At 28.4% G+C, this 24,733-nt stretch carries 24 protein-coding genes and 1 pseudogene; 24 read left to right on the top strand and 1 reads right to left on the bottom strand.

The genetic code is table 11. From position 1 onward, the window contains the following. The 23 genes and pseudogenes from L8W56_RS07740 to L8W56_RS07635 form a co-directional block, all read left to right on the top strand. A partial coding sequence (locus tag L8W56_RS07740; protein ID WP_263659912.1) for a type IV secretion system protein VirB4 occupies nucleotides 1-1,847 on the top strand: 1,847 nt, incomplete at its 5' end. Then, complete coding sequence (locus tag L8W56_RS07735; RefSeq protein WP_263659911.1) at nucleotides 1,844-2,836, top strand: type IV secretion system protein; 993 nt, start codon at nucleotides 1,844-1,846, stop codon at nucleotides 2,834-2,836. The genes L8W56_RS07740 and L8W56_RS07735, both read left to right, overlap by 4 nt. A gap of 13 nt (nucleotides 2,837-2,849) precedes the next feature. Beyond that, entirely contained in the window at nucleotides 2,850-3,404 is a 555-nt protein-coding gene (locus L8W56_RS07730; RefSeq protein ID WP_263659910.1) for a Bro-N domain-containing protein, read from the top strand. Between the two features lie 73 nt (nucleotides 3,405-3,477). Then, a pseudogene (locus L8W56_RS08920) lies at nucleotides 3,478-3,603 on the top strand (type IV secretion system protein); the annotation flags it as partial. A 93-nt stretch (nucleotides 3,604-3,696) separates the two neighbouring features. After that, nucleotides 3,697-4,707 carry a type IV secretion system protein gene (locus L8W56_RS07725; RefSeq protein ID WP_012662263.1) on the top strand — a complete coding sequence of 337 codons (1,011 nt, stop codon included), beginning with the start codon at nucleotides 3,697-3,699 and terminating at the stop codon, nucleotides 4,705-4,707. Next, complete coding sequence (locus L8W56_RS07720; RefSeq protein ID WP_257911335.1) at nucleotides 4,697-5,158, top strand: hypothetical protein; 462 nt, start codon at nucleotides 4,697-4,699, stop codon at nucleotides 5,156-5,158. Before L8W56_RS07725 ends, L8W56_RS07720 begins: the two co-directional genes overlap by 11 nt. A gap of 230 nt (nucleotides 5,159-5,388) precedes the next feature. Next, on the top strand, nucleotides 5,389-5,952 hold the full coding sequence (locus L8W56_RS07715; RefSeq protein ID WP_250325000.1) for a hypothetical protein: 564 nt from the start codon (nucleotides 5,389-5,391) through the stop codon (nucleotides 5,950-5,952). Further along, nucleotides 5,949-6,110: a Rha family transcriptional regulator gene (locus tag L8W56_RS07710; RefSeq protein ID WP_263659909.1), complete on the top strand. Its 162-nt coding sequence runs from the start codon at nucleotides 5,949-5,951 to the stop codon at nucleotides 6,108-6,110. Before L8W56_RS07715 ends, L8W56_RS07710 begins: the two co-directional genes overlap by 4 nt. A gap of 262 nt (nucleotides 6,111-6,372) precedes the next feature. Next, nucleotides 6,373-7,041, top strand: a complete 669-nt coding sequence (locus L8W56_RS07705; protein ID WP_250324999.1) for a virB8 family protein — start codon at nucleotides 6,373-6,375, stop codon at nucleotides 7,039-7,041. Beyond that, entirely contained in the window at nucleotides 7,038-7,973 is a 936-nt protein-coding gene (gene virB9 / locus L8W56_RS07700; RefSeq protein ID WP_012662266.1) for a P-type conjugative transfer protein VirB9, read from the top strand. The genes L8W56_RS07705 and virB9 overlap by 4 nt, the downstream gene beginning before the upstream one ends. Next, entirely contained in the window at nucleotides 7,970-9,145 is a 1,176-nt protein-coding gene (gene virB10 / locus L8W56_RS07695) for a type IV secretion system protein VirB10 (protein ID WP_263659908.1), read from the top strand. The genes virB9 and virB10 overlap by 4 nt, the downstream gene beginning before the upstream one ends. Then, the gene (gene virB11 / locus L8W56_RS07690) at nucleotides 9,145-10,146 is read left to right on the top strand and encodes a P-type DNA transfer ATPase VirB11 (protein WP_012662268.1); all 1,002 of its coding nucleotides are present in this window, start codon (nucleotides 9,145-9,147) and stop codon (nucleotides 10,144-10,146) included. The genes virB10 and virB11 overlap by 1 nt, the downstream gene beginning before the upstream one ends. Continuing rightward, complete coding sequence (locus L8W56_RS07685; RefSeq protein ID WP_263659907.1) at nucleotides 10,136-10,711, top strand: hypothetical protein; 576 nt, start codon at nucleotides 10,136-10,138, stop codon at nucleotides 10,709-10,711. Before virB11 ends, L8W56_RS07685 begins: the two co-directional genes overlap by 11 nt. After that, nucleotides 10,701-12,497: a type IV secretory system conjugative DNA transfer family protein gene (locus L8W56_RS07680; RefSeq protein WP_173777042.1), complete on the top strand. Its 1,797-nt coding sequence runs from the start codon at nucleotides 10,701-10,703 to the stop codon at nucleotides 12,495-12,497. Before L8W56_RS07685 ends, L8W56_RS07680 begins: the two co-directional genes overlap by 11 nt. Beyond that, nucleotides 12,481-12,918, top strand: a complete 438-nt coding sequence (locus L8W56_RS07675) for a cag pathogenicity island Cag12 family protein (RefSeq protein ID WP_263659906.1) — start codon at nucleotides 12,481-12,483, stop codon at nucleotides 12,916-12,918. Before L8W56_RS07680 ends, L8W56_RS07675 begins: the two co-directional genes overlap by 17 nt. Next, the gene (locus L8W56_RS07670) at nucleotides 12,911-13,042 is read left to right on the top strand and encodes a hypothetical protein (RefSeq protein WP_256378939.1); all 132 of its coding nucleotides are present in this window, start codon (nucleotides 12,911-12,913) and stop codon (nucleotides 13,040-13,042) included. The genes L8W56_RS07675 and L8W56_RS07670 overlap by 8 nt, the downstream gene beginning before the upstream one ends. Beyond that, nucleotides 13,039-13,716: a TrbM/KikA/MpfK family conjugal transfer protein gene (locus tag L8W56_RS07665; RefSeq protein WP_263659905.1), complete on the top strand. Its 678-nt coding sequence runs from the start codon at nucleotides 13,039-13,041 to the stop codon at nucleotides 13,714-13,716. Before L8W56_RS07670 ends, L8W56_RS07665 begins: the two co-directional genes overlap by 4 nt. Then, nucleotides 13,709-14,578 (top strand): hypothetical protein, encoded by an 870-nt coding sequence (locus tag L8W56_RS07660; protein ID WP_263659904.1) that lies wholly within the window; start codon nucleotides 13,709-13,711, stop codon nucleotides 14,576-14,578. Before L8W56_RS07665 ends, L8W56_RS07660 begins: the two co-directional genes overlap by 8 nt. 91 nt (nucleotides 14,579-14,669) lie before the next feature. Next, on the top strand, nucleotides 14,670-15,338 hold the full coding sequence (locus L8W56_RS07655; protein WP_263659903.1) for a hypothetical protein: 669 nt from the start codon (nucleotides 14,670-14,672) through the stop codon (nucleotides 15,336-15,338). Nucleotides 15,339-15,391: 53 nt separating this feature from the next. Beyond that, nucleotides 15,392-17,422: a DNA topoisomerase 3 gene (locus L8W56_RS07650; RefSeq protein ID WP_263659902.1), complete on the top strand. Its 2,031-nt coding sequence runs from the start codon at nucleotides 15,392-15,394 to the stop codon at nucleotides 17,420-17,422. Nucleotides 17,423-17,434: 12 nt separating this feature from the next. Beyond that, on the top strand, nucleotides 17,435-17,845 hold the full coding sequence (locus L8W56_RS07645; RefSeq protein ID WP_257911284.1) for a single-stranded DNA-binding protein: 411 nt from the start codon (nucleotides 17,435-17,437) through the stop codon (nucleotides 17,843-17,845). Nucleotides 17,846-17,865: 20 nt separating this feature from the next. Continuing rightward, the gene (locus tag L8W56_RS07640) at nucleotides 17,866-18,321 is read left to right on the top strand and encodes a hypothetical protein (protein WP_263659901.1); all 456 of its coding nucleotides are present in this window, start codon (nucleotides 17,866-17,868) and stop codon (nucleotides 18,319-18,321) included. 443 nt (nucleotides 18,322-18,764) lie between these two features. Further along, a complete protein-coding gene (locus tag L8W56_RS07635) occupies nucleotides 18,765-22,259 on the top strand; it encodes an inverse autotransporter beta domain-containing protein (protein WP_263659900.1) in 3,495 nt (1,164 codons plus the stop codon). Nucleotides 22,260-22,878: 619 nt separating this feature from the next. Here the strand turns inward: L8W56_RS07635 and L8W56_RS07630 are convergent. Beyond that, nucleotides 22,879-23,403: a hypothetical protein gene (locus L8W56_RS07630; protein ID WP_263659899.1), complete on the bottom strand. Its 525-nt coding sequence runs from the start codon at nucleotides 23,401-23,403 to the stop codon at nucleotides 22,879-22,881. Between the two features lie 754 nt (nucleotides 23,404-24,157). Between L8W56_RS07630 and L8W56_RS07625 the strand changes: the two genes are divergently transcribed. Continuing rightward, a partial coding sequence (locus L8W56_RS07625; protein ID WP_263659898.1) for a recombinase family protein occupies nucleotides 24,158-24,733 on the top strand: 576 nt, incomplete at its 3' end.

The following is a 24,733-nucleotide window of genomic DNA, read 5'->3' as shown; positions in this document are numbered from 1 at the left end:
TTTGTGATACTCCGATATATCAATATCTAACAGGAACTTTAAAAAATATTCAATTTAATCACGATATGATTCAGCTAAACTACAATGATGATACAAAAAGATTTGCTAGAATTATTGAAATTAAAGATTATTCTAATGAAACTTTTTCAGGTATTTTAGATTCTTTAATGTATCTTGATGTAGATTATACTATCACTCAAACTTTTGTTCCTTTATCAAAATATGATTCAAGATCAGCATTAAACAAACAAATTAATCAACTAATTTCAAGTGAAGATGATGGCGTAAGTCAGATAGAGCAATTAAATTTAGCATTAGATGATTTAATTAGTAATGTTATAAGTTTTGGAAATTATCATTTTAGTATTTGTGTTTTTGGTGATAGCATTGATGAATGCAAGAAAAATACTAATAAAATAATAACTTCATTAAATAGTTTAGGCTTTACTTCAACATTAGCAAATATTGCACTACCTGCTTCTTATTTTTCACAATTTCCAAGTAATTTTGCAATACTCCCAAGAGTTCATATGATTTCATCTTTAAATTTTTCATCTTTGGTTGCATTACATAATTTCTTAATGGGCAAAAAAGAAAAAAATTGCTGGGGCGATGCTGTAACTATTTTAAAAACACCAAATAAACAACCATATTTTTTAAATTTCCACAAAAGCGATGGAAAAAACAAAGATGAATTTGGTGATTTGAATTTAGCTAATACTTTGATTTTAGGTCAAAGTGGTGGTGGTAAAACCGTGTTTATGAATTTTATCATTAATCAAATGATAAAGTATGCTAATAAAGATAGCTTCCCTGCAAACATACCTGAAGATAAAAAGAAATTTACAGCTGTATTTTTAGATAAAGATAAAGGAGCTTTAGGCAATATTCTTTGTGCTGGCGGTAGATATATTTCTATTAAAAATGGTAAGCCTACTGGGTTTAATCCTTTTATGGTTGAAACTAATGAAGAAAATTTAAGATTTTTAAAACAACTAATAAAACTATGTGTAACACGCAATGGCGAAATTCTTAATACAAAAGAAGAAAAACAAATCAATGAAGCTGTAAATACTCTAATGCTTCAATTTGAAATTTCTGAAAGAAAATATCCTATTTCTCTACTTCTTGAAAATATTACAGATGATTTTAATGACAATAACTCTTTAAAAAGTAGATTGTCTTTATTTCAAAAAGGAAAACAATTTGGCTGGGTGTTTGATAATGAATATGACAACCTAGATTTTCCTGATGATATTAATTTATTTGGTATTGATGGAACTGAATTTTTAGATGAAAAAGATGTTTCAGCATTAATCTCTTATTTTATTCTTTGGCGTGTTATGAATTTAGCAGATGGAAGAAGACTTTGTATAGATATTGATGAAGCTTGGAAGTGGTTAGAAAATGATATTGTGGCAGAAGAAGTAAAAAACAAGTTTAAAACCATAAGAAAACAAAATGGCTTTTTAAGACTTGCTACACAAAGTATAGAGGACTTTTTAAAACTAAAGATAGCAAATACTCTAGTTGAACAATCTGCTACAAAAATATTTTTACCAAACCCTTTAGCAAAAGAAGATGAGTATTTAAGACTAGGTCTTAGTAAAGATGAATTTTTAATAGTTAAAAACTTTGCCCCACATAAACGACAATTCCTTGTTAAAAGACAAGATGAAGCAGTTGTTTGTTCTTTGGATCTTTCATCTTTAGGCAAAGAAAACCTAAAAATTTTATCTACAGGCACAAGCTATATAGAAAAAATAGAAAATATCTTTAATCAAGAAAACAAAACTTTGGAAGAAAAAATCAATGAACTCAAAACATTTTATAAGGAAGAACAATGAGAAATACAAATATAGCCACAAGGAAATCTCATCCCCATAAAAATGGGGCAAGGCTAATAAGCCTTGACTATTATCATACAAAGAAGTATAATAATAACTATGAGATTTATATGACTCAATTTAATCGCCTCCTTTCGGAGTGCAAATTAAGCCACAAGGGTGCGAACCTTGTGGCAAACACCCCAAAAAATTATATCCAAAAATTTAAAAAATCTATTCTTATTCTTACTTCCCTATTGATTTTACCTAACTTAGCTTTTAGTGCTGGTATTCCTGTAGTTGATGCGACTGCAAATTCACAAATGGCAACCCAAAATGCAAAAGAAATTGCAGAGTGGACTAAACAAGCTACAAGATGGCAAGATACGGTTAAACACTATCAACAACAAATTCAAGCTTATCAAAATGAACTTATGTCTAAAACAGGTGCAAGAGACTCAGTGTCTTTTATGAGAGACACAAAACAAATTTATTTAGATTTTGCACAAGCTGGACAAAACATACAATCTTTTTATGATGATGTATTGCAAGATCCACAAGGCTTTTTAAGCGATAAAAGCAAAGAAACATTTAGAAAATTCACTCTTTTTGATCGTTGCAATGCTAGTTATTTGAGTGAAGAGCGAAAAAGAATATGTAGAATGGATATGATTACTTATGCAGCTCAAGTGGAGCATTATAATCAAGCTTCTATCCAAGTTAATACCGTAGCAAAGTCTTTAGAAAAACTACACCAAAGACTTATAGAATCAAAAGATATTAAAGAAACTAATGACATTAACAATGCGATTAATGTAGAAAAAACCAAACTAGAAATCATTAAAACTAATCTTGAAATTTCTAATATGCATTATGAAAATCAAAGAAGAATAAGACAAGATCAAGCAGCACAGCTGTTTGCAGAATCAATGGGGAATGAGCCTTTGAGTTGGGAAGAGCTTGGAAAACAAGCTGAAGAAAAAGCAAAAGCTAGTGGCTTATTTGACTAAATAGGAGTGAAAAATGAGTAGTGTTATTTTATTTGAAAATAAAGAATTAGGACAAGTAAGAACAATAAGAGATAAAAACAATGAACCTTTGTTTTGCCTAAATGATATATGCAAAATATTAAATATAAAAAAGACAAATAGTGTTAGAGACTCTATAAATAAGGAATTTGATAAAGGGGGCGGTTTTGAGTGGTACCCCTTTAAAACTTCTGGAGGAACGCAAAAATTTATTGTAATTAATGAACCTGAACTTTACTTTGTTTTAATGAGAAGTGATAAGCCAAAAGCAAAGCCTTTTAGACAATGGGTTATTAAAGAAGTCTTACCAAGTATTAGAAAGCAAGGTTATTATGCGTTTAACAATGCACCAAAATTAGAAAATTATAACAACAAATATGATCTTCCTGATACACCTTATAAGGAAAAGATAGCAAACGCTATAAAGGAAATAGAACAAAAACAAAATTCTAAATTTATAGAACTAATAGAATATGAAATAGTAGAAAAATTTAAAAATGGAAAAACACAAGTTTTACAAAAACTTAATTTTAAAACCAAATTAATTTAAATAAAAACAAATTTTAAAGAAAGGAGATAAAGAAAGTTTAAGAAAGGCCGTAGGGTAAACTTATACCCCTAAAATAGGGGCAAGGCTAATAAGCCTTGACTGTAACTATACAAAGGAGTATAATTACAATTATAAGTTTGTTATAACTCAATTTAATCACCTACTTTCTAGGGTTAAATTTAGCCATAGGGTTGCAGCCTACGGCTAACCCTTCGGGGTATTATATCTTAGTCTTCTTAAACTTCTTAAAACACAATAATGTTTAATCTTGTATTTTCTTTTAAGGCTTACCATGCAAAGTGATTTTTTCTTTCGACTTGGTAATGCTACTCATGCGATTTTAGAAGTAGTAAGAAACGCAGCATTGAGTGAAAAAATGACTCAACTTGCTGTGCTTTTTTCTATCACCCTTGTAATTACTATTATGTATAAGGGTTATGAAATCTTATTTGGTCGTTCTCAAAGCCCTACTAAAGAAGTAATGTGGGATTTAGCTGCTAAGGCTATGATCATCACTTTTGCTTTAAATATCGGCGGATGGCTTACTTTAGTTATTAATGCTATGGATGGCTTTCATGAGTGGGCTGGTGGAAGCCTTAGTATGTATAAGCAAATTGATTTTATTTTTAACGAAGTTAGAAATTTAGCTGATAGTATATGGGCTAAGGCTAGTGGATTTAGCATTATAGTTGCTGCATTTAGTATAGCTATGATTTATACAGGTTTTGGTATAGCTGTGCTACCTGCTTTAGTGGTAATAAATGCAACTGCCTTTACTCAAACTATATTAGTGATTGCTGCACCTTTAATGTTTTATTGTCTTTTATATAAAAGCACTAAAAATGTTTTTACTCAATGGCTTGCATTGCTTATTTCTAATACCTTATTAGTGCTTTTTATGAGCTTATTTTTTAAGGTTTTTGCTAGAGAAATATATAAATTTGTTGATTCAGCACAAAATCAATATGCAAGTGCAAATACGGATTCATTTTTAATAGGAGTAGCTATGATTTTTTCCTCTGTTTTATTAGTTGCTATGGTTTTTGTAGCAAAGGTTTTTGCTGAAAAAGTAGGAAGTGTTGCTTTAGATTCTGCTATGCAAAGTGTGTTTTCAAGGGTAAGCAATCCTATAAGTTCTGTTGCTGGAAAAACTCTTGGAAATTTATTTGGGCATGCTCAAAAAGGAGGCTCTAAAATGGCAGAAGGTGCTTATTCTGCTATGAAATCAGGTGCTTCTGTTGCAGGTGCTAATGCTATGTCTTTAGGAAAGAGCATATTACAAAGGATGAGAAATGAAGCATAAGGTAATTTTATTTGCATTTTGTGCAATCTTTTTTAGTGCTTGTTCTATTAAAAACAATACTAATTATAACTATTTGTTTGATGATAAAAGTGGTTGGGTTGCTGTAAATGATATTAAAGATCAAGAAAAGTTTTTAAAAATGGAAATTGTTCCTGTGTTTGAAAAGAAAGAAGAAAAAGAAACTTCCATTAAAAGCTTTGAAAACATTAAAAAGAAAAAGAGAATTATTTTAAATTATCCGAGTATGTCTTATGTGATTTTAAAAAAGGCTGTAAATGATTCTAATTCTTATCATGAAGATAAGATGGTTGAAGCTGGCGAGTTTGATTATTCTATCACTTACAATACGGAGCAAGGAGATGTTTTTGTAAAAGTTTTAAAACAAAATCTTTTTTTCAAAGAAAAAGATGTGCAAATAATTGAAACTGAAGTTTTAGAAAACAAATTTTAAAGAAAGGAGATAAAGAAAGTTAGTATAAAGCCAAAGGGATTATCCTAAACCCTGCTATAATTGCAGGGAGATTAGTATGCCTTGACAAAGCAAAGCATAACTAATATAATTACTAGGATAATTTTAGTCATTCGACTCACCTCCCTTCTGGGCGGTAAATTGAATGTCAAAGGTGGCACCCTTTGGCATTCCACCCTTTTTAATTATACTAACTTCTTTTAAACACCATAGTGATTAACAATGCTAAAGATTTAGAAATATTTGAACTTTGTGAAAAACTAGCAGAACTTTTAGGCGATAAAGAAGCGATTGCTGATTTAAAAAAACTATATGCAAATCATCCTGAAATGTTTAAGGATATGCAAGAAGTTGCAAAGACAATTAAAGAAGTCGTTAAAGAGCCTGAACTAATCATTAAAAATCCTAGACCTAAAAATGAAAAAGACTTTATAGCAGTCAAACATTTACAAGATACAAAGCAAAAAATTGGTGATATTGGTATTAGAAATGATGATGGAACTAATACAATTTTCCACGCTAATATATCATCAAATAGAAATTTTAAAAGATTAGCCAAAAAAGAACAAGTAGTTACTGGTGAAGCCGTCCACTCCCTTCACACCTCGAGACCTGCCGAGCTGGGCGGTAATAATCAAAAATTATCTGGTGCTAATGCACATTCAGCAACTACCAAAAAAATTATATCACAAGAAAACAAAAGCAAAGCATATTTTCAAGAAAAACTAAAAAATTTCAATCATATAGCAAGTAAAAATAAGGAGCTTGAAAAATGAGTAGTGTTTTAAAATCTATTAGAGATATTTTAAATGAATTGCGAGAAATAGGGTATTTCCAATGTAAGCTCAATTTTGAGCTTACATTCCAAGTCCGTAAAATAGATGGTTTTAGAGGTTTAGCTATGGGTTTTACAGGTAATTTAAAACCAAATTAATTTAAAAAAAACAAATTTTAAAGAAAGGAGATAAAGAAAGTTAGTATAAAGCCAAAGGGTTTCTAGTATCCCCTTTAAAAAAGGGGAAATCAAAGCTAATAAGCCTTGACTATTATTATACATAGTAGTATAATAATTACTAGAATATGATTATTTAAATTAATTCACCTCATTTCTAAGGCAAGATTTGATTAATCAAAGGCCGTTACCCTTTGGTTAATCAGCCTTAGGATAATTATACTAACTTCTTTTAAACATAAAATTGAAAAACCAAAATGAAATTAATTCTAATGCTTTGAATTTTGAAGCAAGTGTAAGATATTTGATTGAAAAATCAAATCAAAGAGCTTGGTTAGTTGCATTTATAAGTATGGCAATATCAATTATTGCTGTAATTGCTGTAATTTTCTTAACACCATTAAAAACTACTGAACCTTATGTGATTAGAGTGGATAATACTACTGGTATGGTGGATATTATTACTAGCTTACAAGAAGAGCAAATTAGTTCTATTGAAGCTTTAGATAAATACTTTATCTCTCAATATATAAAAGCTAGAGAAGGTTATTATTATAAGTTTTTAAATCAAGATTATGTTCTTACTCAATTAATGAGTGATGAAAATGTTGCAAATGAGTATAGAGCTATCTATGCTGGTGATAATGCTTTAGATCAAATTTATAAAGATAATGTTGAAGTAAGCGTTAAGATTTTAAGTATTGTTCTTGGAAATAGCAATGGAGTAAAAACCTCTACTATAAGAGCATTAATTACTAAAAAAGATTCTGTAACAAAAAGCACACAACAATCAACCAAAGTTATAACCTTAGCATATGATTTTTTACTAGCAAAAACAAGTGAAGAAAATAGAATTTTAAACCCTCTTGGCTTTAAGGTTACTAACTATAGAGTTGATGAGGAAATAAGATGATAAAAAATATTAGCCTAGCCCTTTCTTTTTCATTTTTGGCTTTACCTGTTTTTGCATTAAATGAACCGCAAAAATCAGAATACGATCAACGCGTAGCACATGCTGAGTATAACTCTAAAGATGTTTTTAAAATGGTAGCTAGAAATGGTTTTGTAAGTATGATTGAATTTAGCGATGAAGAAGTCATTATAAATACCGCTACAGGATTTTCTGAAGGTTGGGATTTAATAGAGAAAAAAAATCTTTTATTTATTAAACCAAAAGCTTATAAAACTAGACTTTTTGTAGAAAATGATCCTTATAATCAAGGTCAGCAAAAAGAGATGATTGTTGATCCAAATCCAAAAGACTGGAAAACAAATTTAATTGTTACCACTAATTTAAAAACTTATATTTTTGATTTATTGCTAACTAATGATAGCAAGCAAGCAACTTATAAATTGTCTTTTAGCCACGCTGATAAAATCTTAAAGCAAGAGAATAAAATAAAAAAAGAGCTAGAAAAGAAAATTGTAAGAGAAGAGCTTGATAAAAATATAGTTCCTAGAAACTGGGATTTTTTAATGAAAGCGAATAAAGGAAGTGAAGATATAGCACCAAATTATGCTTATGATGATGGTGTTTTTACTTACTTAGGTTTTGATAACACAAAAACATTTCCGAGTGTATTTTTATATGAAAACGGCAAAGAAATGATCTTAAATACTCACATTAAAAAAGATGGAAAATATGATGTTTTAGTAGTTCAAAAAATTGCAAAACAAATTCTACTAAGAAGTGGAGATAAGGTTGTTGGAATTTTTAATAATGGCTATGGAAAAAATCCTTTAGATAAAACTAGAGAAACCTCTAATGAAAATATACAAAGAGTAATAAACGATCCAAGTAAAACACTTTTACTAGAACAATCTTTATTAGGAAATGAGCAATGAGTAATCAAGAAAAACAAGAATTAAAAGATATGGATTTACAAAGTGAGTTGCAAGCACAAAGCGTTAATGTTAAAAAAATTCAAATCTATGTATTCTTTATTGCCTGTGTATTTATATTATTGATTTTTGCATATATCTTTGCAAAATCTTTTATTGGTAGTAGTGATGATACTGCAAATACACAAGCAAAAGAAGTTAATAAAGACATTGCTAGTAGTGTGAAATTAAAAGATTTTATTTTGCCTCAAAAAGAAGAACCTGTTAAAGAAGAAACAAAGAGTTTTGAAGAAGTATTGAAAGAAAGAGAACAGGAAAAACCCGTTGAAGTAACTCCAAAAGAAAATCCTTTCGAGCTTATCTCAAAACCTTTACAACCAAGAATAGTAAAAGGTGCAGGGTTAGTTGTGGTAAGTAGTAGTAGTGATGGTGGGGCTTTTAATGCACAAGAAAACAATACACAAGAAAGCTCAAATAATATTTTTAATTCTAAACCTATGCAAGGAGATAATGCTTTATTATCTAATGGATCAAATGATTTTATCGGCGATGTTTTTACCCCAACTAGTGCTAGTGTTAGTCAGTTTGATCCAAATTTATTATTATCCAAAGGAACTTATATAGGTTGTTCTTTAAAAACTCGTTTAGTTAGCACTATTAAAGGGGGTATTGCTTGTATTGTTTCAAATGATGTTTATTCTTCAAATGGCAATGTTCTTTTAATTGAAAAAGGAAGCACCATTACAGGAAGTTTTAGTTCAGGACAATTAAATGATGGTATGGATAGGCTTTTTGTTATTTGGCAAGAAATAAGAACGCCTAATAATATTATTATACCAGTTTATTCAGGTGCAACTGATGAGCTTGGAGCAAGTGGAATACAAGGATGGGTAGATCATCATTATATGAAACGCTTTGGTTCAGCTATTTTATTATCAATAATTGATGATTCTTTAAATATTTTAGCTAATCAAGTTATTAATAAAAAAGAAAATAGCGTTGATTATACGGAAAATTCAAGAGAAACTTCTCGTGAAATAGCTAATACTGCTTTAGAAAAAATGATTAATATCCAACCAACTCTTTACAAAAATCACGGTGATTTAGTAGGTGTATATGTTAATAAAGATATTGATTTTTCTAAGGTTTATCAATTAAAAAGAAAGGGCTTTTAATGAGTAATTCAAGAACCCTAGAAAAATTAGCTAATGATTTTTTTGGAAAACATTTGGCTAATTCCAGCGTAACTGAAATATGCTACAACGGCAAAAAAAATATTTTCATACAAACTAATGATGGAAAATGGCAAGAAGAAACAAGTAAATTAGATTATGAAGCTTCTAAATCGTTTGCTACTTCTTTAGCTTCTTTTAAAGAAGATAAGATAGATGAATCACGCCCTATCCTTTCTTGTATATTACATGGAGGTGAAAGGGTTCAGGTAGTAATTCCGCCAGCGACTAAAAAAGAGCATATTTCAATTACAATTAGAAAACCAAGTGAGAAAAGATTTTTAATACAAGATCATGTTAAAAGTGGTCTTTTTGAAGAAATAAAAACTGATCATTTTATAACAAATCCTTTGGATGAGGAGTTGAAAAAGCTTTATGAGGCTAAAAATTTTAAAGATTTTATTTGTAAAGCAGTAGAGTATGAAAAAAATATCATTATAGCAGGAGGTACAGGAAGCGGTAAAACAACTTTTATGAAAACTTTAATTGATTTTATTCCCAAAGAACAAAGAATTATAACTATAGAAGATGTTGAAGAAATAAAATTTTATGAGCATAAAAATTTTGTACAGCTTTTTTATCCTAGTGAAGCTAAAAATGAAGATTTTTTAAATTCTGCAACTCTTTTAAAATCGTGTCTTAGAATGAAGCCTGATAGAATCTTATTGGCAGAGCTTAGAGGTGCTGAAACTTATGATTTTATCAATGTTCTTTCTAGTGGGCATGGTGGTAGCATTACAAGTTGCCATGCAGGAAGCACTTCTGAAACATTCGAGCGTTTGGCTTTGATGACTTTACAAAATACTCAAGGTCAAAAAATACCTTTTGAAAAAATACAAGATATGCTTAAAAATCTTATTGATGTAGTTGTCCATATTAGAGCTCATAATGGAAAAAGACATATTAGTCAAATATATTTTAAAGAGATGAAAAATGGCAAATAAAGAAAAAAGAGGAATTTATAATGTGAGTTTTAACGATAAAAACTCAACTCCAATTAATACAGAATTAGAGATTATTGAAGAGGCAATCATTGATTATGTTGTCCATTATGTTAAGGGTTGGCATAACACAAAAAGAGACAAAGGAAGAGGTGCTGAACATATCAAATTACATTTAGCAAAAGAAAGCGAAGGAGAAATAAAGATTGAAGAGCTTTTAAATCTTGGTAACTTTATAAGAGAATATTTGAAAGTCTTTAAAGAACCATTTGATGATGGAAGAGGTGGAAAAGTATATGAATGGGAAAATAAAGAAGGCATTCGTTTTAGAGTTGCTACTGATAAGATCAAAGGGGAGGGTCTCATCCCGCCACTATCCCCCTCTGATGAAATTATTATAACTTTTTATTCTGATAGAAATCTTAATAAGAGAATGGAATTTAAAAATCCAAAAGTTAAAGCTTATTATGAAGAAAAATCTTTAAAACAAGAAAAAAATTCTAATTATTTTAAACAAAAATTAGAAAGCTTTTCTACAAAAATAAAAGGAATAGAAAATGAAAGATAAGATTGTAATGCTTGTTTTTATAAGTATTTTTTCACTATTAATAGCTTATTTTTTAAGTCCTTTTGTGATGTTTTATCTTAATGATGTAAGCTTAAAAAGAATTCTTGGATTTTACAATCTTAAATTCACTTTTGAGGCATTAATAAATGCTTACCCAAAAGCTTATATTTCTTTCTTTGGTATGTTTGGTTTTAGTGTTATTGTTTTAACGCTTTTAGCATTAATAGCTAAAAGCAAAAAAACTCAATTTGGCGAGGCAAGATTTGCAAATTTAGCAGAAATTAAAAAAATGAAATTATTTTCAGACAATGGAATAATCATCGGAAAATATAAGGGAAAATTTTTAAGATTTAAAGGTCCTCAGTTTGTGGCTTTGGGAGCTCCAACAAGAAGTGGTAAAGGGGTTGGTATTGTAATACCAAATTTAATGGACTGGAAAGAGAGTGCTGTTGTTCAGGATATAAAACAAGAATGTTTTGATTTTACAAGTAAATATAGAAAAGAAGTTTTGGGTCAAGATGTTTTTCTTTTTAATCCATTTTCAAAAAGAACTCATCGTTACAACCCTTTAACTTATATAGATATGAGTGATAGTGATAATTGTGATAGTCAGCTAATGGATTTAGCAAATATCATTTATCCAAAAGAAGGGGATTCTACAACTCAATTCTTTAATGGTCTTGCACAAAACCTATTTATAGGACTTTGTTATTTGTGGAAAGATTTAAATTTAAAAGAAGATGGGAAACTTTTTTTAGAAACATTTAACTTAAAAACAGAATTTAGTTTTTTTGGAATATTACAACTTTCAAAAGGTTTTACTTTTGAATATGAGGGTAAAAAAATAAATGGATTTGATAATACTTATAAGTACTTATCAAATTGTGATGATCTGCTTTCAGATATCACAAAAAGAAGGTTAGAAACTTATTTTAGTATTTCAAGTGATAATACAAAATCAGGAGTTATGTCTTCTTTTAACGAGCCTTTAACTCCTTTTGAAGCAGAAGTATTAAAACTTTCTACTCAAACTAGTGATTTTGATTTGAGAGATTTACGCAAAAAGAAAATGACTATTTATATAGGCATAACCCCTGATCAATTAACTAATGCAAAATTTATATTGAATATTTTTTGGTCGCAGTTAATTCTTTTGAATACAAAAGAACTTCCTGAACAAAATCCACAAATTAAATATACTTGTTTAATGCTTATGGATGAATTTACAGCACCTAGAAAAATTCCTATATACCTTTCAGCAGTAAGTTTTATGGCAGGTTATTTAATGCGTTCTTTGATGATTTATCAATCAAAATCTCAACTTAAAGCACCTGCCCCTGATGGATATGGGGATGATGGAGCAAAAACTCTTTTGACTAACCATGCTTGTCAAATTTTTTATACCCCAAGAGAGCAAGAAGATGCAGAGGAGATTAGTAGAATACTTGGTAATACTACATTTAAAACAAGATCAAGAAGTGTAGGGGCAAGTGGTGGATCTACAAGTTATAGTGAAGCAAGTAGGGCATTAATGCTTCCACAAGAACTTCGAGAAATGTCTTTTGAAGATGAGCTTATTACTATAGATAATGGAAAGCCTATTTTATGCAAAAAAGCTTTTTATTATAACGATCCATATTTTATTGATAAGTTTAAACAAGTCTCTCCAACTTTGGCAAAAATTAAAGGCATACCTAAAGAACATATCTTAAAAGGAGCTTTTCAAAGAGGAGAGTGTCGCATACAAATACCAACAACAGGAGAAAATAATGAAAAAAACGCTTAGTTTGCTTTTATTAGCAAGTGTAATTTTTATAGGATGTGCAAGTTCTGCACCAAAACCTAAAAAACTTGAAGGCGGTTCAAAGCTAACCTTGAATAATTCTTTATTGGAGGAAAAATATAGATTTGTTCCTAAAGATTCAAAGTTAAGCAATATGGACTGGATTTATCAAATAGAGCTTATAAAAAATAAAGAAGGCTTGCTCACTAATGAACAAATAGTAAAAACTTTTCTTTTGGCTCATAATGCAAAAAGAATTATCTTAATAGGCGAAAAAAATATCATTCAAGAATATGAAGAGTATTTTAAAAAAAATGGTGTTGAAGCAGAAATGATCTTACAGCCTATAAGCATTATTAAGGGAGATAAAAATACTATCAATATGCTTTTTTTTCATGCAAAAGATGGAGAGATAAATGAGTAATTCTTTATTTGATAATAATGAGATTAAACCAACCGTGATTAAAACCATTAATCAAGATGAAATTGTAGAAAAGAAAATGATACAAGAAGCCAAAAAAATTAAAAAAAAGGAGAATAAAAAATGAAAATAAAATTGATATCAATAATTTTAGCTATGTTTATGTTCTCAAATTTAAAAGCTATAAAATTGGATTATTTAAGTGGGGATACTAGATATGCTTGTGAAGCTATGCTTTGTTTAGCTTCGCCTATTAAACCACCTGAATGTAATGCAGCAATTGCAAGATATTTTGCAATTAAGTTTAAAAAACCTTGGGAAACAATTAATGCTAGAAAAGCTTTTTTAAATCTTTGCCCTGTGGATAATAGTGATACTGAAATGCTTAAATATAAGAATGATATTTTAGCTCATTTAGATGGTGAATGTTCTTTGGAAGAACTTAATAAAAGAGTAGAAAAAAAACTTTTATGGGTAGAAAGAGTATGTGATGATGGATCATGTGAAGAAATAGAGCATTATGGATATAGAATAAATCCACAATTATCGCAATCTTGTTACCTATTGCAATCTAGTTCTTATACTGATTATCAAGGTTTTGAGTATATATGCTCTAAAAATTTTATAGAGGATGTCAGTTGGAAAAGAGGTTATGAATTAAAAGAAATTTCTGAACAAGAATATAACTTACTTCCTGATAATTTAAGAGAGAAACATCGCGAGAGAGTAGGTTTTAAGTGGAAATGGGTTTTTTATAAAAAGATTTTTATTAATAAAAAATGTTGGATAAAAAATGACTGAAGAAAATCAAAGCTTACTTGATGAGCAAATAGATCAAGAAGATATGAATAATTCTTTACTTGATGAAGTAAAAATTTGCAACTATCAAGAAATTATTGATGAGCAGATAAAAATCTTAGAAATCATTAATAATACTATCAATATAGGCTTAAATAATGTTCTTGATGAGAATACCAAAGAAGGAATTTTTAAAGATTTAGAGCAAAATTTTTATAAACTTAAAATGAATATTGATTCTCTAATTTCGTATTTTAAAAATCCCCCAAGTCAAGAAGAATTGGAAATAATCAATAAAACGCTTTTGATTAAAACAGAACTTGATAGTTTGAACTCATCTTTTTCAAAATTAGAAATAGAAGAATTTAGTCAAAAAGCAATGGAACTAAAAACTGCACTTGATAATTCTTTAGTTAATTTTGATAATACATTTCTTGAATCATTAAATAGTGCTTTAAAAGTAAGTAATGATGATTTAAAGGATTTTAGGTCAAAAACCGAAGCTAGATTAAGTGATAGCTTACAAACATATGATCAAACTTTAAAAGTGTTTTTAGAAAAAGAAAAAAATGCAATTTTAGATTTTTCTAAAATTTTTTCGAAGCTAACTAAAAATATCAAACAAACTATGATTGTTTCATTGATGTTTTTTGTTTTATTTGGGTTTTCTTTTGGAGTTTTTTCTTTCATCGTATACTTAAAATACGAAGATTATAAAAAAATAACCCAAAACGCCCAAAAGTTAAGCTCTATCATTATAAAAGAAAATAAAGACAAAAGCTTAACTTTGAGCTTCCCAAAAAACAAAACCATTCTTAATAAAGATGAGAATGGCATTCATATCACACTACAAGGAGGTGAATGAACATGTAATTATATATATTTTTTTTAAATTCCCAAACCAAAAACCAAAAAACAAAAAACAAAACATAAAAATTTTTATTAAGGAGAAAAAAATGGCATTCGTAAGATTATCAAATGGAAATCATCCAAGACTTATGGTTGATGTAAATAACGCATTAAACTATAAAGACACTCAAACAGGTGAAATTAAGCAAAGACAAGTTGCTACTGCTTTAGTTGATGTGATAGAAGAGGCTGGAAAAGTTGTTGGAATGGATAAGGGAGCTGTAACAGCTTCTTTTAAAGTAAATAACGAATGGAAAAATTACTTTGTAAGAAGAGATAAAGAAAATTTCAACATTGTTTTATTACCAACAGATCCGCAAGAAAGAAGTAATAGAGATAACCATATCTTTATTAATAATAACTGGAATGAAGAAACTGACAGATTTTACTACACAATCAACGATAAAAGAGAAGCTGGAAAAGCTTTAGTTGAAGGAATTGGAATTAGCGAATTTCAAAACCAAGATGGTAGCAAAAGTTTTTATCTTGACACAAACATTAAGCTTACTAATAAAGAAATTAAAGAAGAGCTAGAAAAGATTAAACTTGAAAAAGGTGATGGCTATCTAGCTATTGTTAGAAGCACTGGTTTTGAGATAAAAAATGAAGCCGAAATGAAAGAGCAAAAAGCAAAACAACAAGATGGTTTTTCTAAAGAACAAACAATAGAGCAAGAAACTCAAGCTCCAAGCAAAGAAAAAGATATCGAAAGATAAATTTTACACCCTTATTACAAGGGTGTAAAACAAATAAAGATAAAAGGTAAAAGATGAGATTGTTTATAGCGGAAAAACCTGAACTTGGTAGAGCAATTGCAGAAGGCTTAGATGGTAATGTTAAGAAATTTGAAGGTTATATTCAAAAAGGCGATAATTTAATTACTTGGGCTTTTGGTCATATATTGAGATTAGCAACACCTGAATTTTATAATGAAAAATGGAAGTTGTGGAATTTAAATGATTTGCCTTTGGACATTAAAGAATTTAAATATATTCCTATAAATAATAGCAAAAAACAATTAGAAATTATCTGCAAATTGATTAAAAATGATCAAGTAGATAGTATTGTTCATTGCGGTGATGCAGATGATGAGGGTCAAATTCTTATTGATGAAATTATTCAGTATTCAAAAACAAAAAAACCTGTTTTTAGAGTTTTGATTAATGATTTAACTCCAAAAGCAGTTAAAGCTGAAATTTCTAAAATGAAGCCGAATTCTCAATTTAAAGGAATGAGTGAAAGAGGATTTGCAAGAAGTCAAGCTGATTGGATTGTAGGTATTAATCTTACAAGAGCTTATACAAGTGTAGCACAGCAAAAAAGTGGTTTTAGAGAAGTTCTTACTTTAGGAAGAGTTCAAACTCCAATTTTAGGGCTTATAACAGCAAGAGATAATGAATATGAAAATTTTAAAAGCATAGATTATTATTCATTGCTAGGAAAATTTGAAATAAATGGAAAAGTATTTAATGCAAGATTAAAAACAGAAGAAAAGATTATCGATGAAAATATTGCTAAACAAATAAAAGAAATCAACATTAATAAAACGGGGTTAATTAGTGTTTTTAAAGAAAAAAAGAAAGAATATCCCCCTTTGCCTTATAGTCTTTTAATTTTGCAAGCAGAGTGTGCTAAATTATATGGTTATTCACCTGATAAAACATTAGAAATCACTCAAAATTTAAGAGAAAAATATAAAGCCATAACTTACAATAGATCAGATTGTCAATACTTACCTGAAACAATGTTTGAACAAGCTCCAAATATTTTAAATTCTATTAAATTAAATATAAAAAATAATGATAGTGATTTAAGTTTATTGCTTGAAAAGAGTGATTTAAGCATTAAAAGCAAAGCTTTTAATGATAAAAATATTTCCGCTCACTATGGAATAATACCAACTCAAAACAATTTTGATTGTGGGCTTTTAAAAGAAGAAGAAAAGAATATCTATATTTTAATAGCAAAAAGATTTGTGATTCAGTTTTTTAAACCAAGAGAATATGAAGTTACAAATCTTGAGATACAAACTTATGATAAGAGTGTATTTAGCATTTCTCGAAGCAAAAATATTAGCGAGGGTTTTAGAAAATTTTTCAAGCAAAGTGATGAAAAAGACAATGAAGATACTAATAATCATTTAGACATTTCACTAATAGAGAATAATAGTGTTTGCAAAATTAAAGATATTGAAATAGAGAAAAAGCAAACAAAACCGCGTCCTTATTACACGATGGATTCTTTATTAAAGGATTTAAATAGTGTTGCTAAATATGTGAAAGATGAAAAAATAAAAAAATTACTAATTGAAAAAGATAAAGACAAAAAAGGCGAAAATGGAGGTATTGGAACACCTGCTACTAGATCAACTCATATTAAAAATTTAATTGAGCAAGGATATATTGAGGTAAGTAAAGATAAAAAACAAGTTGTTAAATCTACCAAAAAAGGAAGACTCTTAATATCTTTAGCACCTGAAACTCTTAAATATCCTGATATGACTGCTTTATGGTTTGAGCAACAAAAAATGATTGAACAAGGCGCAATAAAAAAAGAAGATTTCTTACAAAATATATTAAAGGAGGTTAATAGTGAAATTTTGAAAATAAAAGAAAATGGGAGTATGAATCAATTCTCACAATTATCAAAAGAAAAACAATATAGTTGCCCTGAATGTAAAAATGGTTATTTAATAAGAAGAAAAAACACAAAAGGGACTTATTGGTGGGGATGTAGTGAGTATAAAAATGGTTGTAAGTTTATGTGTTTTGATGAAAAAAATAAGCCAAAATTAAAATAAGGAGATGAAAAAATGAATGAAGTAGTATTATGTGGTTTTCTTGGTAAAGATTGGGAAGTATCTCAAGGAAAAAAAGAACTTTTAGCGAAAAATAGTTTAGCAATTACGACTATTACTAAAAAAGCAAATGAGGAAATAAAACACACAGATTGGATTCCTTTGGTTGTTTTTGGAACAAATAGGGTAAATGCTTTAGCAAATTACTTAAAAAAAGGAGATAAATTCTTATGCAAAGGAAGGATTTTTACTTCAGTTTATGAAGATGAAAATCAAAATAAAAGAACTGGTTTTCAAGTTATAGTTGATAATTTTGAATTTGTCCATCAAAAAGAAAAGCAAAATATAGATCACCAAGCAACTAAAGAAGATAATTCTGTTGAAAATTTTGCTCAAACAGATAATACGGAAGAAGAAGTATTTTAATAAGAACTAAAGAGGGTAAAATGAAATCAGTACTATATAAAAAATCTTTAAAAACAAAATATCCAAAAAAAAGGATATTAAGAAAAATCTTGTTGTCTTTTTTATTAAGTTCATCTTTAATAAATCAAACACATTCAAGTATTATTTTTGACAATGTAGATAGTGAGATTGAAATATTAAGTAAAAAAATTATTTCATCAGCTAATACTGATAATGAAATTTTACCTTCAAGCACCCAAAACACAAACACTATTCAATCACAAGAAGAAACACAAGTTAATGAAGCTAGTGAAATTATAAAAGAAGAAAAAGATAGCAAAGAACTTAGTGAGCAAGAAATCTATGCTAAATATGCAAAAATAAACAAAGAAATCAGAAGTATAGATAAAGAATTAAGTAATAATTCAAACAATAATGAATTAATTGCTAAAAAAGAACAACTAATTCAAGAAAAAATAATCTTGATAATAATTTAAAAGAAATTAATAATGAAGAAGATAATACAAATTTTCAAGAACAAACTATAAGAAAAGCAAAAGTAAAAGCTCATCGCATAATCTCAAGAGAAAAACCAAATGTAAAAAGTAAACAAGTAGAAATTTATAGAAAAAATAGAATATTAGATATTGAAAATATTATAACTAACGAAACAGGCACTAAATGGGCTAAACTAGCAAATAAAGAAGAATATATTTCAGCTAAGTGGCTTGAGTTTGATGATAAAGAAGTTATCAAAGAACACACTCATACTAATTTTAAAGACAAAAAAATTATCAAAAAACCTTTTGAAACTGTTTATCTTGAAAACCCTACAAATGCAAACTATTATAATGAAAATTTAAAAACACAAGAAGCTTTAAATGATAGTAAAAAAGATGATAATTTAAGCAAAGAAGATCAAGAATTTTCAAATAAAGTAATGAAAGTTATTCAAACAGCTGGTGCTATTTATGATAGTGAAGATAGCAAGAGCAAAGAAGAAATTGTAAAAAATATGGCAAGTTCTTATTTAAATGCAAGTGCAAATGAGTTAGCTAAAGAATTTATTGATTCATTAAATACTTCTATTAATACAGATTTTTCATTTAATTACAACGAAAGAAGCGGTTTTAGTGGTAATGCTAAAGCACTTTTACCTATTGTAAGTGAAGATAATCCAAAAATATCTTATTTTTTACAAAGTGGTATAGGCGAATTTGCTAATGATAGAACCATAGGACACTTTGGTGGGGGTATAAGATATTATCCAAATGCAACAGCTTTAAATAATTCAGGTAATATTATGTTAGGACTAAACTCAGTCTATGATCATGATTTTAGCAGAGGACATAAAAGAATGTCTTTAGGTGCTGAAGCTATGGTAGATACACTCGCATTTAATGCAAATGTTTATCAAAGATTGAGTAATTGGATAGATAGCTATGATTTTGATAAAGATTATGTGCAAGAACGCCCTGCAAATGGTTGGGACGCAAAAATAAAATATGCCTTTCCTTCTCTTATTAATGTTTCAGTTTTTGCAAAAATGGGACAATGGTATGGCGATAAAGTAGGTGTTTTTGGAGCAAATAGCGTAGATGATTTAGAGAAAAATCCATTAATATATGAAGGGGGAATTTCATATTCTCCATTCCCTGCATTAACTTTTACTTTAAGTCATAGCAGAAGTGCAGAGAGTTCTAAAAAGAATACTTCAATTAATGCAAACATTAATATACCACTTGATGAAAAAGCTATGAAATTAGCATTTGAACCAAAACTAGCAGGAATTAGTAATACTATTGAAGGCACTAGAACTCAATTTATTGATAGAGATTATTCTATGGTTCTTGAATATAGAGCAACTCCAAATAAGTATCATATTTCTTATTGTGGAGATTTGGGTAATGATAAACATTGTATATTATTGAAAAATGGCTTTGATGAAGTAGTAAAAAATACTCCTATGAGAGTTACACCAACTCATTCTTGTGTAGTATTTGAAAAAGGTTTTGATTATATTACAGACAATAGCGGAAAAGTTTATGTGCAAATTATTCACTCTTGCACTCCAAAAACCGATTTAAACGCTGTAGCTGGCGAAGCAAATGGTAAATTTCCTATTTCAATCATAAAACTTGATTTTAAAATTAAAGCAGATCCTGAAAAAATAGAAAGATTTGAAGAAAGTCTTATCACTTTAGCAGGTGGAAATTTAGCTAATAATTTAAAAGTTGTTTGGAGATTAATAGGCAAAGGCGAACTGATTAAAACAAATACTTCAGATACAACTGATAACAATGGTGAAGCTATTATCAAATATAAAGCTGATAATACTATGAAAGATAAAGAAGAAGTTAAAGTTATTGCTAGTGTTAATGGAGTTGAGTTTAAAGCACCTGTGCAAATTATGGTATTTGGTAATAACGATAATGATTTAAGTATTGATAAAGAAGTCATAGGAAATAAAGAAATTGCAATTGCTACTTATAAAAATTTACGCCCAAATAAAACTAATGTAAAGTGGAGATTAGAGGGCGAGGATAAAGCTTTATTTATCTTAGAAAATGAAAACAAAAGCTCTACTGTTAAAGAATTACAACTTATTGCAGATAATAAAGGCGAAAGCAAAGTTAAAATCGTAGGCTTAGAAAATAATGGTAAGGTTAAAATCTTTGCTAAAAATACTAATGATGAATTAGTGAGTGAAAAAAGCAAAGAATTAGAGGTTAAAAATTATAAAGCCACTATGATTTTACCAACTCACAAGCACCCAGTTACAAATGCTTTATTTGAAAATGGAACAATTGATTATGTGAGTGAGTTTGAAGTTAAACTTACGGGATTAATGCCAAATACTAAAGTAGAATGGATAGCAAAAGATATTAATAGTGGTAAGAAAATTAAAATTAGCAATAACAAAGAAACTACTTCAAATGAAAAAGGCGAGAGTAAAGTAGTATTTGAAGCAATCAAAGATTATAATGTTAAAAATTTAGAAATTATAGCTATTTATAATCAAAGTCTTGTAAATAAAATTGAAGTTAAAGATAATATCAAACTTTATCAATATTCTTTAGCAATGGATAGTGAAAAAGATAAGCTTGACGCTTATGAAAATGGCTTAGCTACAAAAGATTTAGTTTTAGATAAAACTGAAGTTAAAGTTACGGGAGGAAAGCCAAATGAAAAAGTAGAATGGGATTTAACTGGCGATGGCACATTACGTAAACAAGAGCTAAGCTTTGATCAAAATGGAGAAGCTAAAGCTTTATTGACTTCAAAAACTCCATTTAAAACTCCTATCAAAATTGTTACTTCAGGTGTAGGAAAAAATTCAAATAAAACTATTGTGTATGATTTAAGAACCTTTAGTCCAGTAATAACATATCCAGTATTTAATTCTACTCTTTATGGCAAACATAACAATACAATAGATTATGATACAGATTATTCTATTTTAGTAAAAGGACTTTTACCTGATAGCATAATAGAACCTATTACAAATGGAGTAATTAAACCAAAAAGCGATAGTGTGCAAGTAAATAACAAAGGCGAAGCGACAATTGCTTATCACAAGATAAGTGATTTTAAAATTAAAAAAATAAAACCACAATTTAAATATATTAAAAGTGGGGATACTAAAGAAACTTTTACTATGAATGATATTAATTTATATCAATACAAATTAAGCATTTCAAGTGATAAAACTGAACTTGTAGGCGATGAAACATTCAAAGTAACTGTTAAAGGCGGAAAACCAAATGCAAGTGTAGAATGGACTTTAAGTGGAGATGGAAAAATTACCTCAAAAGACAATAAATTTAATGCTAAAGGCGAGGCTTATTTAAATGGACAAGGAAAATCACCCTTTAATAACAGCATAAATACTAATGCAAAAAGCTTGGGACAAAGTTTAAATTTAGGAACTAAAATACAAGTTTCAGATTTGTTTTTTACCATAGGAGAAAGTTCAACTAATTTTCAAAATGTCGGAGAATTTGGCAATAATGGTTATGGTGGAGAAGGATATTATAAAAACAATTATAGAGAAATGCATATTACTAAAGCTTATAATCAAATGCCTACTATGGATATTAATATTTTTGGATTTAAAAGCAAGGAAGATGTTAATATTGCCAAACATCATATAAAATTTACATATACACCTGCTTATGGAGGAAATACCAAATATAATATGCTTTGTGCTATTGGATCTGGAGAAGGACATGATTTACAACGCAACGGCGATGGAAAAAGCGAACAATTTTCTTCAAGTAAATGGGGGCAATTAATTGCTGATTTTGGGGGAATTGATTTTGGAATAAATACTTGCATTTCTGTTCATAAAAAACACAACGGAATATATACTTTTAAAACCACTTATAAGGGTAAAACCTATACGAGTATTTTGCACTTAAAATTAAGTGAATAAACATTTAGCCTATAAAAAATTAAATTTTATATAGGCTATTTAAAAATTCATTAGAATTTCAAGGTAATTTCAAGTGCAAATAAGTGGGCTTTATGTATTTATTGTTTAGATCCTCAAACTTATATATTCCGTTATTTTGTTTGGTTGGAATAGAAGCTTCTTCTTTACTAAATAATAAATAAGTATAATGATTCATATCAAAAGGAAAATAAGTATTTCCTAAATGATAGGATTTTGAATTAATAAAATAACTTAAATTCCATTTTTGACTACCCCCATAAGCTGGCGTATAGGTTATTTTTATATTTGCATTCCATATATCATTAGTGTTTTGATAACCATAAATTCCTAAATCAAAATTACCATTATGATGTGTTAATGTAAAAGTAGAATGTTCATTAGTATAATTTCCAAAAACTTGCCCATCTATCCCATTATTAGTTCCTAATAATGTAGTTCTTCCATCTCCTCCATTTCTATTTCCAGTAGGGTGTCCTAATATCCCCCTTGTTTGAAATACGCTAATCTTAGCATTAGCTTTTAATACCTGATTAAAAGCTTTAGCTAGTATATTTATGTCGTTATTAAAGGGTTAAAACAAATCAATAAAAAATACAACTTATTCATTTAACTTCAAATGTAAAATACTCGTATAGGTTTTGCCCTTGTAAGTGGTTTTAAAAGTATATATTCCGTTGTATTTTTTAGTAGCTGGAGGACAAACACTTCCCCAATTAATATTAGTTCCACCAAAATCTACTATAATAGTTCCCCATTTATTTGGAGGAAATTGTTCGCTTTTTCCATCGCCTTTTGGACTCCATACTATACTATCATGCTCCATTCCTTTAATACAAAATATAAATGGATATTTACTATTACCACCATAAGCTGATTGATAAGTAAAACTCATATTATTTTTAGCATTCCAAGCGTCATTTTGATTATTAAAACCAAAAATATATAGCTCCATAGTAGGCATTTGATTATAAACTCTAGTAATATGTATTTCTCTATAATGATTTTTATAATATCCTTGCCCTCCATAACCATTATTGCCAAATTCTCCGACAGTATAATTATAATTACTTTCTCCTATAGTAAAAAACAAGTCAGAAACTTGTATTTTAGCACTTACTTTCAATGTTTGATTAATAGCTTTTAATTCAACATTTATGTCGGTTTTAAAGGGTTAAAAGAAAACACTAGAATTTAATCACAAACTAAAGCAAAAATAATTATAATTTTATTGTTTTAAGGATTTAACCAAATGGAGGCTTTATTAAAGTCGAAAGGAGGTTAAGATGAGTGAAATTGTTATCTTTATGATCACTTTAATCACTCTTATCTTAGTCATTAAAAACTAAGATAAGAACTAATTTCTAATTTCTTAAAAAACATTTTAGAAAAACCCTGCTTAGTTTATCCTTAAAACATAAGCCTTCATATTAGCAGGGTTGAGGGCTTGTTATAAAGATATTTGTTTTTATATAATATTATTTGCTAAGTTTGAACAATATTATTTTATCTTAAAGCTCTAAAAACTACATCATATAAAATTTTATTCACTTATAGATTAAAAGCTCACAAAACATAAAATAAATAAAAATAATCTTAAACTATATAAAAATGAAAAAGTTTAAAGAAGCTTTTATGTAAGAAATTTTCCTTTTAAATATAATTTGGCAATTTTAAATTAAAAGGAGGTTAAAATGGAAAAAATTGTTATCTTTATGATAACTCTAATTACTCTTATCTTAGTCATTAAAAACTAAGATAAGAGTAATTTGTTTTTTACAAGTGATTAATGTTGAGCTTGAGGGGTTAATTATTTTAAACTAGAAAAATCATACCTTTTTTGATATAAACAATCTTTATTTTATTACAAGGAAACATCAATGATATATGCTTATATAAGAGTTAGCACTGACAAACAAAACACTGAAAATCAAAAATTTGAAATACTTCAGTGGAGTAAAAGAAATGAAATTAAAATCAATTACTTTGTGCAAGAAGTTGTTAGCGGAAAAATAGCAATAGATCATAGAAATTTAGGAAGATTATTTAAAAAATTAAAAAATGGAGATTCCTTAGTTGTTACGGAACTTTCAAGATTAGGAAGAAGTCTTTTAGATATTATGGAGAAATTAAACTGGTGTATTAAAAATAATATCACTATATATTCTATCAAAGAAAATTTTGCTCTTAATGATAATATTAATACAAAAGTAATTGCTTTTGCTTTTTCTCTATCCGCTGAAATTGAAAGACAATTAATTTCGCAAAGAACCAAAGAGGCTTTAGCTAGAAAAAAAATGGAAGGTGCGATTTTGGGTCGTCCCAAAGGTAAAAAAAATAGAATTGAAGTAAATCCATGCTATCCAGCATTAAAACAAATTTTAAAATGGGATAAGAAAGGCTACTCACATTCAAAAATAGCAAGAAGAATAGGTGTTCATAGGGATACTTTAAGA

Origin of the sequence: Campylobacter sp. IFREMER_LSEM_CL1085, from assembly GCF_025772235.1 — a bacterium.
GTDB lineage: Bacteria > Campylobacterota > Campylobacteria > Campylobacterales > Campylobacteraceae > Campylobacter_D > Campylobacter_D lari_D.
Note: the sequence above shows the minus strand (reverse complement) of the source record. Positions and strands in the feature narration are given on the sequence as shown.

What these genes read in the sequence shown, in the direction of transcription:
- L8W56_RS07635 (WP_263659900.1), top strand. Translation starts at nt 18,765, where the DNA reads ATGAAAGTTATTCAAACAGCTGGTGCTATTTATGATAGTGAAGATAGC.
- L8W56_RS07720 (WP_257911335.1), top strand. Translation starts at nt 4,697, where the DNA reads ATGAAGCATAAGGTAATTTTATTTGCATTTTGTGCAATCTTTTTTAGT.
- virB10 (WP_263659908.1), top strand. Translation starts at nt 7,970, where the DNA reads ATGAGTAATCAAGAAAAACAAGAATTAAAAGATATGGATTTACAAAGT.
- L8W56_RS07645 (WP_257911284.1), top strand. Translation starts at nt 17,435, where the DNA reads ATGAATGAAGTAGTATTATGTGGTTTTCTTGGTAAAGATTGGGAAGTA.
- L8W56_RS07685 (WP_263659907.1), top strand. Translation starts at nt 10,136, where the DNA reads ATGGCAAATAAAGAAAAAAGAGGAATTTATAATGTGAGTTTTAACGAT.
- L8W56_RS07650 (WP_263659902.1), top strand. Translation starts at nt 15,392, where the DNA reads ATGAGATTGTTTATAGCGGAAAAACCTGAACTTGGTAGAGCAATTGCA.
- L8W56_RS07710 (WP_263659909.1), top strand. Translation starts at nt 5,949, where the DNA reads ATGAGTAGTGTTTTAAAATCTATTAGAGATATTTTAAATGAATTGCGA.
- L8W56_RS07670 (WP_256378939.1), top strand. Translation starts at nt 12,911, where the DNA reads ATGAGTAATTCTTTATTTGATAATAATGAGATTAAACCAACCGTGATT.
- L8W56_RS07680 (WP_173777042.1), top strand. Translation starts at nt 10,701, where the DNA reads ATGAAAGATAAGATTGTAATGCTTGTTTTTATAAGTATTTTTTCACTA.
- L8W56_RS07665 (WP_263659905.1), top strand. Translation starts at nt 13,039, where the DNA reads ATGAAAATAAAATTGATATCAATAATTTTAGCTATGTTTATGTTCTCA.
- L8W56_RS07655 (WP_263659903.1), top strand. Translation starts at nt 14,670, where the DNA reads ATGGCATTCGTAAGATTATCAAATGGAAATCATCCAAGACTTATGGTT.
- L8W56_RS07730 (WP_263659910.1), top strand. Translation starts at nt 2,850, where the DNA reads ATGAGTAGTGTTATTTTATTTGAAAATAAAGAATTAGGACAAGTAAGA.
- virB11 (WP_012662268.1), top strand. Translation starts at nt 9,145, where the DNA reads ATGAGTAATTCAAGAACCCTAGAAAAATTAGCTAATGATTTTTTTGGA.
- L8W56_RS07660 (WP_263659904.1), top strand. Translation starts at nt 13,709, where the DNA reads ATGACTGAAGAAAATCAAAGCTTACTTGATGAGCAAATAGATCAAGAA.
- L8W56_RS07725 (WP_012662263.1), top strand. Translation starts at nt 3,697, where the DNA reads ATGCAAAGTGATTTTTTCTTTCGACTTGGTAATGCTACTCATGCGATT.
- L8W56_RS07735 (WP_263659911.1), top strand. Translation starts at nt 1,844, where the DNA reads ATGAGAAATACAAATATAGCCACAAGGAAATCTCATCCCCATAAAAAT.
- L8W56_RS07640 (WP_263659901.1), top strand. Translation starts at nt 17,866, where the DNA reads ATGAAATCAGTACTATATAAAAAATCTTTAAAAACAAAATATCCAAAA.
- L8W56_RS07675 (WP_263659906.1), top strand. Translation starts at nt 12,481, where the DNA reads ATGAAAAAAACGCTTAGTTTGCTTTTATTAGCAAGTGTAATTTTTATA.
- virB9 (WP_012662266.1), top strand. Translation starts at nt 7,038, where the DNA reads ATGATAAAAAATATTAGCCTAGCCCTTTCTTTTTCATTTTTGGCTTTA.